Source organism: Acidisoma sp. PAMC 29798, from assembly GCF_030252425.1.
GTDB classification, from domain to species: Bacteria; Pseudomonadota; Alphaproteobacteria; order Acetobacterales; family Acetobacteraceae; genus Acidisoma; species Acidisoma cladoniae.
The window spans coordinates 1,373,620-1,386,817 of the sequence record NZ_CP126994.1 but is presented as its reverse complement, the minus strand read 5'-3'; the positions used below and the strand labels follow the sequence as shown (position 1 = coordinate 1,386,817).

16 protein-coding genes are annotated in these 13,198 nt (G+C 64.4%); 5 read left to right on the top strand and 11 right to left on the bottom strand.

All coding sequences use genetic code 11. The features are described from left to right. Window positions 1-17 precede the first annotated feature (17 nt). The 4 genes from QP803_RS06665 to QP803_RS06650 are packed head-to-tail and all read right to left on the bottom strand — an operon-like array spanning window position 18 to window position 2,509. Window positions 18-497: a chemotaxis protein CheW gene (locus QP803_RS06665; RefSeq protein WP_284947004.1), complete on the bottom strand. Its 480-nt coding sequence runs from the start codon at window positions 495-497 to the stop codon at window positions 18-20. After that, the gene (locus QP803_RS06660) at window positions 497-1,861 is read right to left on the bottom strand and encodes a CheR family methyltransferase (RefSeq protein WP_284947003.1); all 1,365 of its coding nucleotides are present in this window, start codon (window positions 1,859-1,861) and stop codon (window positions 497-499) included. Before QP803_RS06660 ends, QP803_RS06665 begins: the two co-directional genes overlap by 1 nt. After that, complete coding sequence (locus QP803_RS06655) at window positions 1,858-2,334, bottom strand: chemotaxis protein CheW (protein WP_284947002.1); 477 nt, start codon at window positions 2,332-2,334, stop codon at window positions 1,858-1,860. Before QP803_RS06655 ends, QP803_RS06660 begins: the two co-directional genes overlap by 4 nt. A gap of 10 nt (window positions 2,335-2,344) precedes the next feature. Beyond that, entirely contained in the window at window positions 2,345-2,509 is a 165-nt protein-coding gene (locus QP803_RS06650; RefSeq protein ID WP_284947001.1) for a hypothetical protein, read from the bottom strand. A 164-nt stretch (window positions 2,510-2,673) separates the two neighbouring features. Here QP803_RS06650 and QP803_RS06645 point away from each other — a divergent pair, with 164 nt between their 5' ends. Both QP803_RS06645 and QP803_RS06640 read left to right on the top strand, forming a co-directional pair. Next, window positions 2,674-4,632: a primary-amine oxidase gene (locus QP803_RS06645; protein WP_284947000.1), complete on the top strand. Its 1,959-nt coding sequence runs from the start codon at window positions 2,674-2,676 to the stop codon at window positions 4,630-4,632. Between the two features lie 61 nt (window positions 4,633-4,693). Next, window positions 4,694-6,100, top strand: coding sequence for an APC family permease (locus tag QP803_RS06640; RefSeq protein WP_284946999.1), 1,407 nt, complete (start codon window positions 4,694-4,696; stop codon window positions 6,098-6,100). 124 nt (window positions 6,101-6,224) lie between these two features. Here the strand turns inward: QP803_RS06640 and QP803_RS06635 are convergent, their stop codons facing one another. The 6 genes from QP803_RS06635 to QP803_RS06610 all read right to left on the bottom strand — a co-directional run bounded on the left by QP803_RS06635 (window position 6,225) and on the right by QP803_RS06610 (window position 9,353). Beyond that, window positions 6,225-6,623: a type II toxin-antitoxin system VapC family toxin gene (locus QP803_RS06635; RefSeq protein ID WP_284946998.1), complete on the bottom strand. Its 399-nt coding sequence runs from the start codon at window positions 6,621-6,623 to the stop codon at window positions 6,225-6,227. Next, window positions 6,620-6,874: an AbrB/MazE/SpoVT family DNA-binding domain-containing protein gene (locus tag QP803_RS06630; protein WP_284946997.1), complete on the bottom strand. Its 255-nt coding sequence runs from the start codon at window positions 6,872-6,874 to the stop codon at window positions 6,620-6,622. The genes QP803_RS06635 and QP803_RS06630 overlap by 4 nt, the downstream gene beginning before the upstream one ends. 67 nt (window positions 6,875-6,941) lie before the next feature. Next, the gene (locus QP803_RS06625; RefSeq protein ID WP_284946996.1) at window positions 6,942-7,571 is read right to left on the bottom strand and encodes an FMN-binding negative transcriptional regulator; all 630 of its coding nucleotides are present in this window, start codon (window positions 7,569-7,571) and stop codon (window positions 6,942-6,944) included. 2 nt (window positions 7,572-7,573) lie between these two features. Further along, window positions 7,574-7,939 carry a DUF779 domain-containing protein gene (locus QP803_RS06620; RefSeq protein ID WP_284946995.1) on the bottom strand — a complete coding sequence of 122 codons (366 nt, stop codon included), beginning with the start codon at window positions 7,937-7,939 and terminating at the stop codon, window positions 7,574-7,576. Between the two features lie 23 nt (window positions 7,940-7,962). Beyond that, window positions 7,963-8,277, bottom strand: a complete 315-nt coding sequence (locus QP803_RS06615) for a hypothetical protein (protein WP_284946994.1) — start codon at window positions 8,275-8,277, stop codon at window positions 7,963-7,965. A 59-nt stretch (window positions 8,278-8,336) separates the two neighbouring features. Continuing rightward, on the bottom strand, window positions 8,337-9,353 hold the full coding sequence (locus QP803_RS06610; RefSeq protein ID WP_284946993.1) for a LacI family DNA-binding transcriptional regulator: 1,017 nt from the start codon (window positions 9,351-9,353) through the stop codon (window positions 8,337-8,339). A gap of 118 nt (window positions 9,354-9,471) precedes the next feature. Between QP803_RS06610 and QP803_RS06605 the strand changes: the two genes are divergently transcribed. Genes QP803_RS06605 through QP803_RS06595 form a run of 3 tightly spaced genes read left to right on the top strand, consistent with a single transcriptional unit; the run spans window position 9,472 to window position 12,172 of the window. Further along, the gene (locus QP803_RS06605) at window positions 9,472-10,569 is read left to right on the top strand and encodes a fatty acid desaturase family protein (RefSeq protein WP_284946992.1); all 1,098 of its coding nucleotides are present in this window, start codon (window positions 9,472-9,474) and stop codon (window positions 10,567-10,569) included. 35 nt (window positions 10,570-10,604) lie between these two features. Beyond that, window positions 10,605-10,919 (top strand): MocE family 2Fe-2S type ferredoxin, encoded by a 315-nt coding sequence (locus tag QP803_RS06600; RefSeq protein WP_284946991.1) that lies wholly within the window; start codon window positions 10,605-10,607, stop codon window positions 10,917-10,919. After that, a complete protein-coding gene (locus tag QP803_RS06595; RefSeq protein ID WP_284946990.1) occupies window positions 10,919-12,172 on the top strand; it encodes an NAD(P)/FAD-dependent oxidoreductase in 1,254 nt (417 codons plus the stop codon). Before QP803_RS06600 ends, QP803_RS06595 begins: the two co-directional genes overlap by 1 nt. A gap of 96 nt (window positions 12,173-12,268) precedes the next feature. On the opposite strand, the gene QP803_RS06590 is transcribed toward QP803_RS06595, so the two are convergent. Continuing rightward, window positions 12,269-13,144, bottom strand: coding sequence for an SDR family oxidoreductase (locus QP803_RS06590; protein ID WP_284946989.1), 876 nt, complete (start codon window positions 13,142-13,144; stop codon window positions 12,269-12,271). Window positions 13,145-13,198: the final 54 nt, after the last annotated feature.

Sequence of the window (13,198 nt, the reverse complement as noted above, 5' to 3'; positions counted from 1 at the left end):
ATCAACTCCTGAAAAACTCATCCGGCGTGACCCAGCCGCCGCAGTATCTGTCGTGGGTCGAACAGCGTGACGAGACGCCCCTCACCCGCTGTGCCGAGGATCACGGCGGGGGCATCGGGCGATGGGGGCACCGCGACATCAAGCCGACCCAGCACACGATCGACCGCCAAAGCGAGATAAGGCGCGGGCCCGCGTAGAAGCAGCAGGTGGCTGGGCGCGACATCCTCGGCCATGGCCATCAGCCGCCGCAGGCCGATCACGCTGTAGAAACGGCCCCTGCGGCTCATCACGCCGAGCACCGCCGACTGGCGGCCGGGCACGGCGGTGCAGCCGGGATAGGGAATAACGGCCGACACCATCTCCGGGTCGATGCCGAACAGCGACTCTCCGAGGCACCAGATGATTTTGGGCCGAGACTCGACGACGATCGCATCGGCCAAACGTCCGGCAAGGGCCGCCGTGCGACGATCGAGCACTTGGAGGCGCGCCGCGTCCATCAGGGCATACCGACCGGGCGCAGGCGCTGACCGACCAGCCCGCGCAGATCGCCGGGCCGCAGATGATCGCTCTCGGGCAGGATCGCAGACGGCGGAAGCGCGGCGCACAGGGTGATGACCTGCTCCATCATCCGACGTCCGGCCTCACGCGCCGTGCCGTCGATCAGCAGCAGACCGAGATGGTAATAGGCCATGACCATGTCGTTACGGAGATAGATGGCGCGGCGCAAGGCGGCCTCGGCCCTCGCAATATCGCCCCGCGCCTGGGCGATGACACCGTCATAGAAGTGCAGACGATGGTCCAGCGGATGCACAACGATGGCCGCGGCGCAGGCGGCGGTGGCCTCGTCCAGCGCGCCGAGATCCGCAAGCGCCCGGATCGCCGGTATCGGCACCGGATCGACCGCGACGGGTTCGGGCTGAGGCAGTCGCGCAGGAACGCGGCGAGCGGGCTTTTCGACGGTGAAGGCCGGCCATTCGACAGGCGGGGGCGGGTTTGCTAGCGGCGCCGGCGTGCCGCAGCCGGGCGGGCGGAATGCCAGGGTGCCTGGAAGCTGCACGACGCCCAGAGCCGCCGGTACGCCGACGACGGCGTCCGAATGACCGACCATCAGCCAGCCAGAGGGTTTCAGGCAGTCTGCCAGCGCGGACAGCATCCCCGGCACCTGATCAGGCCCGAAATAGATCAGCACGTTGCGGCAGAGGATGAGGTCGAAATCGGAGACGTCTGGCGGAGAAGTGCCATCGAGCAGGCTGAGCAGATTGTGCCGCATGAACCGGGTGCGCGGCTGGTGGCGTGGATCGATATGCCAGTGGCGGCCATCGGGGCTCGGCAGAAAATCCCGCGTTTTCTCGGCCTCCGTCATGCCGCGCAGCGCCCAGCCGCTGAAACGTCCCTCACGGGCCTGGGTCAGGCAGCGGTGGTTGATATCGCTGCCGATGATCTCGATGGTCCAATCAGCCAGCGCCTCCCCCAAGATGCGCTCCATCAGGATGGCGACCGAATAGGGCTCGGCGCCGACCGCACAGCCGGCGCTCCAGATGCGGATGCGGCGGGTTGCCTGGTTCTCGGCAATGATCGCGGGGAGGATCACGTCCTTCAGCGCAGCGAATTGTTCCGCGTGGCGGAAGAAGAACGTCTCCCCGATCGTGATCTCGGCTTCCAGCTCCGCCCATTCGGCGGCGCCTGCCACCGGATCGTGCAGCAGGCGCGCATAATCCGGCAGTCCGGCCGCACGGGTGACGGTCAGCCGTCGTTCCAGGCGGTCGCGCAGCAAGCGGTCCTTGTCGGCATAATAGTCGTGGCCGGTGCGGGCGATGATCGCCTGCTTGAGAGCCGCGAAGGATCCGTCTGGCGCGGTCATACGCCGCGCGCCTCCGCCCGAAGCGCGAAGGCCTCGGCGAAGGCGAGATCCTTCGCCGTCAGCAGCCGGGCCACGGCCAGCAAGGGCACCACCGCGCCGTCGATCTGCACATCGCCCGTCACGCAGTCATTGAAGCTATGACCCGCCGGCAGCAGCGTGGGCTCGATGCGATGTAGGTTGGTGACACGATCGACCAACAGCGCCAGCCGCGCGGCGCCATCGCGGGCGGGCAGCAGCAAGAGATGATGATAGAGCGCATCCCCCTCGGGTTGGGCCGTCAGACCCAGCAAGGTCGCGAGGCGGATCACCAAGACCGTTTCCGCGCCCAGCCGAAAGGCGCCAGTGACCATTTCCGGTGCCTCGGGCACCGTCGCGAGCCTCGGCACCGGCAGCACCTCGATCACCTCAGTCTGCGCGATCGCGAGCGACTGCCCCGAGACGCGCAGCGATAGAATGGCGATCGGCCCGGTCAAGCTCCTGACGCTATGTCTGCGTCGGTTTCGCGGACTCGGTCCGAAACCGATCGCTGGTCGGGTGGCCCTTGGGCTCGTCATCTGGTGAGACCGGGGGCGCCTCGCCCTTCGGCGTCGGCTCGTCAGACGGTTCGCGGTCCACCGATTCGGCGGCCGGCGGCGATTTCTTGCTCATTCTCATGCCTCCCAAACTGCGAACAGAACGTGGTGGTGGTCGCGGAGCTTACCAGCCGCCGCGGCCGAAAACACCCCCACTCTGCAGACGTGACAGTTGCGTGGCATGACCATTGCATTAACCGAAACAACGACGTCCGGACAGGACGACCTTAGGAGAGGTTCATGGACGACATCGCCCGCGTCATCGACCCAATGGCTCACCGCCCTCTGTCCGCGCAACGCCATGCCTTGGCGCCGCTCTCGCCCGCCGAAATTCGAGCAAGCGTGGCGATCGTCAAGGCCGATCCTGCCTTCGGCCCGGCCATCCTATTCGAGACGATCGAATTGATGGAGCCGCCCAAGGCCGCGATCGTCGATCCCACAGCCGGACTGGCCCTCCCGCGACAGGCGCGCGCCAATGTCTTTCGCGCCGACGAGCCCGGCGTCTGGAAGCTGACGCTGTCGCTCGATGACCGGCGTATTCTCACCAGTCAGCACTTCCCCAGTGCGCGACCGATGATCCAGCTTGAACAGTTCATGGCCATCGAAGCCTATGTGAAGGCCGATCCGCGCTTCGTTGAAGCCTGCGCCCGCCGCGGCATCACGGATATGGACACGGTCTGCGTCGATCCCTGGTCTGCCGGAAATTTCGGCAGAGCGGATGAGGAAGGCGAGCATCTGTCCCATACCTTCATCTGGGTGCGCCTCTACGCCGATGAGGCCTTCTATGCCCATCCGGTCGAGGGTCTGAATGCCGTCGTCGATATCAAGAGCGGCGTCGTGCTGCGTGTCGACGACTACGGCGGGCCGCCGATTCCGATGCGCGAAGTCAATTACGACAGCAAGTTCATCACCGACACGTTGCCGCCTCTCAAGACGCTCAATATCGAGCAGCCGGACGGCGTGAGCTTCACGCTCGACGGCAATGCGCTGACCTGGGAGCGTTGGTCGCTGGCTATCGGCTTCAATGCGCGGGAGGGGCTGACCCTCCACGATATGCGCTTCACCGGCCGCCCCGTCATCAACCGGGCGTCCCTGGTCGAGATGGTCGTGCCGTACGGCTCGCCCGATCGTGGCCATTACCGCAAGAACGTCTTCGACATCGGGGAATACGGCCTCGGCAAGCTGACGAATTCCCTGGAACTCGGCTGCGACTGCTTGGGCGCCATCCAGTATCTCGACGTCAACCTCAATACGATGTCCGGCGAGATCTACACGATCCGCAAGGCGATCTGCATTCATGAGGAGGATGACGGCATCCTGTGGAAGCATTGGGATTTCCGCACCGAGCGCACCCAGCTTCGCCGCGCCCGCAAGCTGGTCGTGTCCTGCATCGCGACCGTGGGCAATTACGAATATGCCCAATACTGGACCTTCAACCAGAGCGGCGACATCAGCTTTCAGATGAAGGCCACGGGCATCATCAATACGGTGGGCTGCGTGCCGGGCAGCCCCAGCAAATACGAGCGCGAAGTCTCCCCCGGTGTTGCGGGGCAGATCCACCAGCACATCTTCTGCGCGCGGCTCGACATGGCCGTCGATGGCATCGGCAATTCCGTGGTGGAGTGCAATACGGCCGCCGAGCCCGAAGGCCCGTCCAACCCCTGGGGCAATGCCTTCTTTGAAAGCGAGACGGTATTCAAGACCGAGACGGAAGCCTGCCGCCGCGCCAACCTCGCCAGCCAGCGCTATTGGAAGGTCGTCAATCCGAACAAGACCAACCATGTCGGCACCGCCGTCGGCTACAAGCTGCTGCCGACGAACTGCGTCAACTCCTTTCTGCTGCCGCAAGGACCGTCCGGCAAGCGTTCGAATTTCGTCGAGAATCACCTCTGGGTGACGGCGCATGAGGCCGAGGAGCGTTATCCGGCCGGCGAGTTCATGAACCATTCCGACGGAAACGGCGGCGTGTCCGACTTCGTCAAGCAAGATCGGCCGATCGACAATGCAAGCGTTACGCTATGGCATGTCTTCGGCCTGCATCATTCCGTCCGCACCGAGGATTTTCCCGTGCAGCCCTGCATCACCACGGGATTCACCCTCATGCCGAGCGGATTTTTCGACAGCAATCCCGGTATCGCGGTGGCGGAGACGATGAATACCGCCAGCCGAGATGCCGCGCCGTCCTGCTGCGCCTCATGATCGGGAACCGGCCCCGGTAACGACGTCTTTCTGACCGCGCTTCTAACGGAGATATTAAAACATGGTTGCCGCTACTGATGTCATCGCCCCACCATCCGCGCAATTAAAGCACGGCGCCCTCAGCCTCCCGGAAACGATCGGGCAGTCCATCGCGAATATCGCCCCGACCCTGACGCCCGCGCTCAACATTTCGGTCGTTGCCGGTCTCGCCGGTGTGGGATCCTGGCTGTCCTACCTCATCGCCACCATCGGCCTTGTCTTCGTGGGCGCCTGCATCGCCACTTTGGCGAAGCGCCATCCCGAAGCGGGGTCCTACTTCGTCTATATCGGCCGTAACTTCGGCCCGATGACAGGCGCCCTCGCCGGCTGGGCCATGATCCTGGCCTATATCACCACGGCGGTCGCGGTGGTCTTCGGCTTTCCGATCTTCCTCGGCAACTTCCTGGCGGTCTTCCACATCACGCTGTCGATGCCGATGCTGGTGGTCTTCGCGGTGGTGTTCCTCGCCCTGGTGACCTATGCCGCCTTCCGCGATATCCAGATGTCCTCGCGGGTCGGCCTTGTTCTGGAAACGATTTCGATCGGCATCATCATCATCATCACCGCGATCGTGGTCGGCAAGCACGGCACCATTGTGGACCACAAGCAGCTCGACATTTCGCATCTGAAGCTGGGCGGCGTGATGTCGGCGCTGACCTTCGCCGTGTTCAGCTTCGTCGGCTTCGAGAGTGCCGCGACCTTGGCGAAGGAAACCGCCAACCCGCATCGCAGCGTGCCGGTTGCGGTCATCGGCAGCGCCGCCATCGCCGGCATCTTCTTCGTTATTCTCAGCTACTTCATGATCCTAGGCATGAGCGACGATGCGGGCGCCATCGGCGGCAGCGCTTCGCCCTTCGCAGACATGACCAACAAGGCGGGCCTGCCTTGGGCCGCTGGCGTGGTGTATTTCGCGGCCATGATCAGCGCCTTCGCCTGCGCCTTGGCCTGCATCAATGCGAGTTCGCGGATGCTGTATTCCATGGGCCGCTACCAGTTCCTGCATCGCTCCATGGGCCTCGTGCATCACGTCCATCGCACGCCGTATCGCGCGGTCATCGCCTCTGCGCTGATCACGCTGGTGCTGCTGCTGCTGTTGCTGCCGCAGGGTCTGCTGAACGGGTTCGGCCTGACCGGCACGATCGCGACCTATGGCTTCGTGGTCGTCTATCTCGGCGTCTGCGTCACGGCGCCGGTGGATATGTATCGGGCCGGACGGCTGCAGATTCAGCACGTCATCTACGGCGTGGCAGGCGCGGCATTGATGGCCTTCGTGCTGTTCAGCAGCGTGGTGCCTTACCCGGCCTATCCGTACAACTACCTGCCGCCGGCCTTCGTGATCTTCATGCTGATCGGCTTCGTCTGGTTCGCCGTGCTGAAGAGCCGGTCGCCGGAGGTGCTGATGCGCATCGCCAACGACATGGAAGGCTGATCCTTTTCAGCCGAGCCGGCGGAATACGCTTCGCTTTTCCGCCCTACAAGACATCGTAGGGCGAAAGAGCGGAGCGTATTCCGCCACAGGGCTATCACCGCTCCACGGCGTCAGTATTGTGTCGCTACGCGAGCAGTCGCGACGAGATCCCCTGATCTTCAAGCAGTTTCACAGCCTTGCGGTCGAAGGACAGGAAGACGTCGGCACCCAGCCAAGTGCCGTCATAGGCGATGACGCCATCCGCGAAATCGCCGCCCATCTCCAGCACAGTAAGTCCTGCGGCGGCAGCGGGGCGATTGAGAACGACGCTCGGGTTATCGATCAAACGACGGAGCGCCTCTACAATATCCGTTGGCCTGCGTTTGTGCCCTGCCGACAGGACCCAAACGACCTCACACAGCGCCGACATCGAAAGCGCGACCATGTCCGCACCCGCCAAGGCCTGTTCGGCGATGCGGCTCTGCCTGACATCATCGATCACCATGGCTCTCACGAGGACATTCGTATCGGCGGCGATCTTCACCGCTTGCCGGCCCACCCGTCCGCGATAACCTGGTTCATATCGTCAATCGACAATGAAATACCTTCTTCGTTCTTGAAGAAGCCAAAGATGTCAGAGATATGCCCCGTTGGGCGCGCGGCCTTCACCTCGACCCGCCCATCGGGAAGCTTTTCCACGGTGATCTTCTCGCCCGGCTGAATGCCCAAGTGCCGCAGGACATCCTTACGAAGCGTGACTTGCCCCTTCGCCGTGACGGTCAGTGTGCTGCTCATGCGCAACCTCCTCCATGACGACGATAAAGCAAGGCAAAACCGCCTTACTTTTAACCTCGCAATGGTCTTACCCCCGCTCCACCGCATCCGCCACAGCGGCGGCCAAGGGGTCGTCGTCGGCGCGCAGGCCCGCGACGACACCGGCGCGATCCGCCGGCGCGCGGTTCTGGCTCATCTTCCACTTGCCCGTCAGGGCCGTGATCTCCAGCCGCAACCCGACGATGCCGCGCAACTGGCCGGCGATGAAATCGGCCGGCGCGTCCGACACCGCCCAAGGCGCGGCGCGCGGACTCTCATGCCGCTCGGTCAGCCGCCGCACCACCTCCAGCAGCGGCGCCGCCTCCTCGAAGAAGGTCAGCCGGCCGCGCGCATGGATGGCGACATAGTTCCAGGTCGGCACGACCTTGCCGGTGAGGCGCTTGGTCTCATACCAGGAGGGCGTGATGTAGCTGTCCGGGCCGCCGAAGATGGCCAGCGCCTCATGCTCGGCCGAAGCGGTGCGCCATTGCGGATTGCCGCGGGCGACATGACCGATGAGCGTACCGTAAGGCCCCGCGTCAGGGTCCAGCAACAAAGGGAGCGGTGTGGCGTCCAGCCCATCCGTGCCGATGGTCACGAGGCTGGCGAAGGGCGCCGCTGCCATCGCTTCATGCAGAACGTCGAGCCGGTCTTCGCGGAAATGCGGCGGCACATACATGCTCAGACGGCTTCGAGGCGACCGACTTCCGCGTCCGTATAAACGCGCGAGCGGGTCAGGAACCGCACGCCGCGCCCATTCTCCAACGAGAACATGCCGCCCTTGCCGGGCACCACGTCCAGGATGATCTGGGTGTGCTTCCAATATTCGAACTGGGGTCGGCTGATATAGAAGGGCGAGCCGCCGACATCCCCCAGACACACGTCCTGGTCACCGACCATGAAATCGCTGCGCGGGTAGCACATCGGGGAGGAGCCATCGCAGCAGCCGCCGGACTGGTGGAACAGGATGGGACCGTTCTCCGCCGCCAGCACTGCCGCGAGATCAATTGCGGCCTCGGTCGCGATCACCCGGCTTACAGGATCCATTGCCGTCACTCTCCCCTTGATCGTCAGCTCCGCCAGCGGCGCGGGCGCGTTCGGCTGCCACGGGGGCCGGAGAAGCTCACGGCGCCGCCGAAGAAAATCAGGCCAATGGCTGTGGGCAGCAACCAACCCGGCCGGTCCAGCAGCGGCTGGGCGATATTCGCCCAGCACCAGGGCGAGAGGGAGGTCTGGACGAAGGCCTGGGCGGTCGGCACCCAAGTGTCGTCCATCATCGCCAGCAGAACCTTGAGCGGCATCTCCGGCGGCCAGAAGGTAGCCACGGCGAAGGCCGCCACCAGGGCGGCCGCGGCAAGCACAGAGAAGATGCGGACTGCGATCACACCATCAGCTTACGCGCCCGCGCCGGTCGGGCATAGAGAGAAGACGTCCTGGCCACGCATCAACTGTTCTCGCGGGTATGGAGGGTGAAGGCGATTTCGCTTCCCACGATGCGGGAGGGCGTCACGCCCAGATGGCTCAACATCAGGTCGATCGCCCGTCGCACCTGGAGTTCCGGCGCCTGATCGATCGTCACGGTCATGATGCCATCCCGCAACAGACCAGCACTGGTTTCGGTCAATTCATGGCCGACGAAGAGGATGGCGGCGGGATCGGCACTGTCGCGGATGGCACTGGCCACGGCCGGGTTGGCGCCGCCGGTATTGTAGACGGCCACCACCTGCGGCATGCGGCGCAGCGCCTGGGTGAGCTGATGATAGGCACGCTCCGCGTCATCGCCCGTCGGCAAGATGTCCGCGACGTGGATGCCCGGCTGGTGTAGGGCGAGTGCGTCCCTGAACCCATCGATGCGCTGCTTATGGGCGCGAAAGCCCGTGCTGGTCGCCAGGATCAGGGCGGGGCCCGGGCGGGCGGCCAGGCGGGCGATGAAGAAGCCCGCGGTCCTGCCGGCCTTAGCGTGGTCGATGCCGACATAGGCGAGGCGCGGCGCGTCTGGCACATCCGTGACGATGCAGATCACCGGCCGCCCCGCGGCGGTCGAGGCTGCGATGGCCGCCACATTGGCGGGATGTTCCTCGCAATAGACGATGATGCCATCGGCCCGACAGGCGGCGATGCGGGGCGCGACGCTGGCCGGATCCGTCATGTCCACGGTGCTGCGCAGGATGACGATGGAGCGATCGAGCGTCGCCGCGACCTGTTCCATGGCCAGGGTCAGGCGATCCAGGAAAGGCGTGTCGGAGCGTGCGAGCAGAACCTCGATCCGCACCTGGCGTGTATAGGGCGTGGGCAGGACGCGCCGCAGGCCGAGCGCACGAGCGGCCTCAATCACCTTCCGGGCGGTTTGGGGGGAGACGCTGCCACGCTCGTTGAGCACCCGATCGACGGTGGCAAGGCCGACGCCGGCGCGGACCGCCACCGCTTCAAGCCCATGGCGCCTGCCGGTTGTGCCGCTCACCTGCCCTCACCCGCTCTTTGCCATGTGATAGCAGAATGAGGGGAAACCCCCAAAGAGGCCTCTTATCGTCGGTGCTGCCTGGGCTATGACGGTGCCGAACACTGCGGAGAGACTGGTCATGGCAACCGCCACCTATACGGAGACGACGGCGGCACTGGTGCGCGATTACAGCCTGCTGGGCGTCAATGCCCGCCGCGCGGAGGAACTCGGTCTCGCCTCGGCGGAATGGTATTCCCATCCCATTCCGCGCAAGCAACTCAAGGCGTTGATGAAGCGCAAAGACGGTCCGGCGATCCGCGATACCGCAATCTGGATCGGTGCGCTTCTGGTCACCGGCGGATTGGGCGTCTACTTTTGGGGCAGCTGGGCGGCCGTGCCCTTCTTCATCGTCTATGGCGCCTTGTATGGCTCGGCGTCGGACTCACGCTGGCATGAATGCGGCCATGGCACGGCCTTCAAGACGCGCTGGATGAATGACGCCGTCTATCAACTTGCCTGCTTCATGATCATGCGCGAACCGACGGTCTGGCGCTGGAGCCATACGCGCCACCATACCGATACGGTCATCGTTGGGCGCGACCCGGAGATCAACGTCAAGCGGCCGCCCGATTTCCTCGCCATCCTGCTCAACATCTTCGCGTTGAAGAATACGCTGGGGATGCTGCGCGTGCTGTTGGTGCATGCTGGCGGCCGGCTGACCGCCGAGGAGGAAACCTACATACCGGAGATGGAGCGCCAGAAGGTCTTTGGCATGGCACGCATCTATGTCGCCATCCTGGCCATCGTGGTCGTGCTGTCGGTCGGCCTGCACAGCTGGATTCCGGCGATGCTGGTTGGCCTGCCGACGTTGTACGGCTCATGGCTGCAGCTTCTGTATGGCATCACGCAGCATGCGGGCCTTTCGGAGAATGTCCTCGATCATCGGCTGAATAGCCGCACCATCTACATGAATCCGATCTCGCGCTTCATGTATTGGAACATGAACTATCACGTGGAGCACCACATGTTTCCCATGGTGCCCTATCACGCCCTGCCCGCATTGCATGAGGCGATGAAGGCGGAATGCCCGACGCCCTATCCCAGCCTATGGGCCGCGTATAAGGAGATCATCCCGGCGATCCTGCGGCAGGCGCGCGACCCCGACTATTACGTCGTCCGCGAACTGCCCGGCTCGGCCACGGTGCCGGCCGTGGATACCATCGCCGTCGCGGCGTAAGCGCCGCGCAAAAAGACTTTGAGGGAGTGGCTACCGTGACGAACTGGATCGATGCCTGCGCACCGGATGATATCGACGAAGAGGATGTGATTCGCTTCGACCATGGCACCGTCAGCCTCGCGCTCTATCGGCTGGAGGATGACCGCTTTTTCGCGACGGACGGTTTCTGCACCCATGAGCAAGTGCATCTGTCGAACGGCCTGGTGATGGGCAAGATCATCGAATGTCCCAAGCATAATGGCCGCTTCGATGTCACGACCGGCGAGGCCAAGGGTGCGCCAGTCTGCGTCAATCTCAAGACCTATCCGGTGAAGGTCGAAAGCGGACGCGTTTTCGTCGATCTCGGCTGATGAGCACGCAAGACGCCGGCATGGTCATTGTCGGTGCCGGTGAGGCCGGCGCACGCGCCGCCATGGCCCTGCGTGAACATGGCTATACGGGAACGGTGACGCTGATCGGCGAGGAACGTCACCTGCCCTATGAGCGACCGCCTTTATCCAAGGCCGCGATGACGTCGGTGGCGGAGCCCACCGCCGCCTTCATCCTCGACGAGGAGCGACTGACGGCGAACAGGATCGGTCATATCTCCGGCGTGCGCGCGACCAGCATCGATCGTATCGGGCATACGGTCCAGCTGGATAATGACCGTCGCGTGCCTTATGCGAAGCTGCTGATTGCGACCGGTGCGCGACCGCGCAAGATCGCTATTCCCGGCGCCGGGTCGGAGAATGTTCTGTATCTCCGCAACTTCTCCGATGCGCTCGCCATGCGCGCGCGGCTGCAGCCGGGCATCCGGCTGGTGGTGATCGGCGGCGGCTTCATCGGGCTGGAGATCGCGGCAAGTGCCATCGCGCGCGGTTGCTCGGTCATCGTGGTGGAAATGGCGCCACGCATTCTGGGGCGCGCCGTGCCAGCCGAAATTGCGGCCGTGGTCGCGGACCACCATGCGCGTGCGGGCGTGACATTGATTGTGGGCGTCGGCCTGACCGCCATCGAACGTGACGGCACGGACGAGATTGTGGTGCTGGCGGATGGGCGGCGGCTGGTCTGCGACGCCATCATCGCGGGTGTCGGCGCCATTCCTGAATGCGGCCTCGCCGAAATCGCCGGCCTCACGGTCGAGAACGGCGTGCGGGTGAATGCGCAACTGGTGACGGACGATCCGGACATCCTGGCGGCGGGGGATTGCTGTTCCTTTCCGCATCCCATCTTCGACGGAAGACGGTTGCGGCTGGAGGCTTGGCGGAACGCGCAGGACCAGGGCAACCACGCCGCGCGGTCCATGCTTGGCGCGATGGAGGCGTATGACCGCGTGCCGTGGTTTTGGTCCGATCAGCATGACCAGACCTTGCAGATTGCGGGCCTGCCGGATGAGGGCGACACCGCCGTGGTGCGCGACCTCGGCGGCGCGCCGATGTATTTTCACCTCAAGGCGGGGCGCCTCGTGGGGGCAAGCGCCGTTGGGCCAATTGGCAAGGTGGCGCGCGACATTCGCCTGGCCGAGATGCTGATCCAGAAGCGGGCACGGCCGGATCCGGTGTTATTGGCGGATCCGACCGTGAAATTGAAGTCGTTGTTACCGACAGAGCCGGTCGCGGCCTGATCGGCGGAATGCGCTGCGCTTTTCCGCCCTACGATCCGCAGACTCGTAGGGTGGATGAGCGAAGCGCTATCCACCGCGCACATGTGCCGCCAGCGCCTACGGCAACGGATTGCCGCCGGTCACGCCGTAGATCTCACCCGTGGTGTAGCTCGACTCTTCCGAGGCGAGCAGCACATAGACGCCCGCCAGTTCGGCCGGCTGGCCCGGCCGCCCGAAGATCGACTTCGATCCGAACTCCGGGATCTTCTCCTCCGGCTGACCGCCGCTGGGCTGAAGCGGGGTCCAGAACGGACCGGGGGCCACTGCATTGACGCGAATGCCCTTCTCCACAACCTGCTTCGCCAGCGCCTTGGTGAAGACCGCGATGGCGGCCTTGGTTCCGGCGTAATCGAGCAAGGTGGGGGACGGCTGATAGGCCTGGATCGAGCTGGTGTTGATGATCGTCGCACCCGGCTTCATATGCGGCAGCGCCGCCTTGCAAAGCCAAAACATGCTGTAGACGTTCGTCTTGTAGGTCTCATCCAATTGCGCGGTGGTGAGATCGGCGATGCTTTCGCAGGCCTGCTGATGACCGGCGACGAGCACCAAAGAATCCAAGCCGCCCAGGTGCTCGACCGTCTGTTCAATCAGCCGGTTACAGAAGGCTTCGTCGTTGATGGCGCCGGGCAGCGCGATGGCTCGCCGGCCTGCCTGCTCAATCAGCGCCACAACCTCCCGCGCGTCTGCTTCCTCGGAGGGCAGATAGTTGAGCACGATATCGGCGCCCTCGCGGGCGAAGGCGATGGCGACGGCACGGCCGATGCCGGAATCGGCGCCGGTGATCAGGGCCCGGAGGCCGGCGAGCCGGCCCGAGCCCTTGTAGCTCGTCTCGCCATGATCGGGCTTGGGGTTCATCTCCCGCGCAAGGCCGGGTACCGACTGCGGCTGCGGCGCGAACGGCGGGCGGGGGTATTTCGTATTGGGGTCCTGCATGGGTCACACTCCTTTGCTGGGCTCCCAAAGCTACGGGCGTGCAGGGCAGACTCA

Bases quoted from the DNA above. Each gene is read 5' to 3' on its own strand.
- QP803_RS06625 (WP_284946996.1), bottom strand. From the start codon at position 7,571: ATGTATGTGCCGCCGCATTTCCGCGAAGACCGGCTCGACGTTCTGCAT.
- QP803_RS06650 (WP_284947001.1), bottom strand. From the start codon at position 2,509: ATGAGCAAGAAATCGCCGCCGGCCGCCGAATCGGTGGACCGCGAACCG.
- QP803_RS06630 (WP_284946997.1), bottom strand. From the start codon at position 6,874: ATGAGCAGCACACTGACCGTCACGGCGAAGGGGCAAGTCACGCTTCGT.
- QP803_RS06620 (WP_284946995.1), bottom strand. From the start codon at position 7,939: ATGGATCCTGTAAGCCGGGTGATCGCGACCGAGGCCGCAATTGATCTC.
- QP803_RS06590 (WP_284946989.1), bottom strand. From the start codon at position 13,144: ATGCAGGACCCCAATACGAAATACCCCCGCCCGCCGTTCGCGCCGCAG.
- QP803_RS06595 (WP_284946990.1), top strand. From the start codon at position 10,919: ATGAGCACGCAAGACGCCGGCATGGTCATTGTCGGTGCCGGTGAGGCC.
- QP803_RS06640 (WP_284946999.1), top strand. From the start codon at position 4,694: ATGGTTGCCGCTACTGATGTCATCGCCCCACCATCCGCGCAATTAAAG.
- QP803_RS06660 (WP_284947003.1), bottom strand. From the start codon at position 1,861: ATGACCGCGCCAGACGGATCCTTCGCGGCTCTCAAGCAGGCGATCATC.
- QP803_RS06605 (WP_284946992.1), top strand. From the start codon at position 9,472: ATGGCAACCGCCACCTATACGGAGACGACGGCGGCACTGGTGCGCGAT.
- QP803_RS06665 (WP_284947004.1), bottom strand. From the start codon at position 497: ATGGACGCGGCGCGCCTCCAAGTGCTCGATCGTCGCACGGCGGCCCTT.
- QP803_RS06645 (WP_284947000.1), top strand. From the start codon at position 2,674: ATGGACGACATCGCCCGCGTCATCGACCCAATGGCTCACCGCCCTCTG.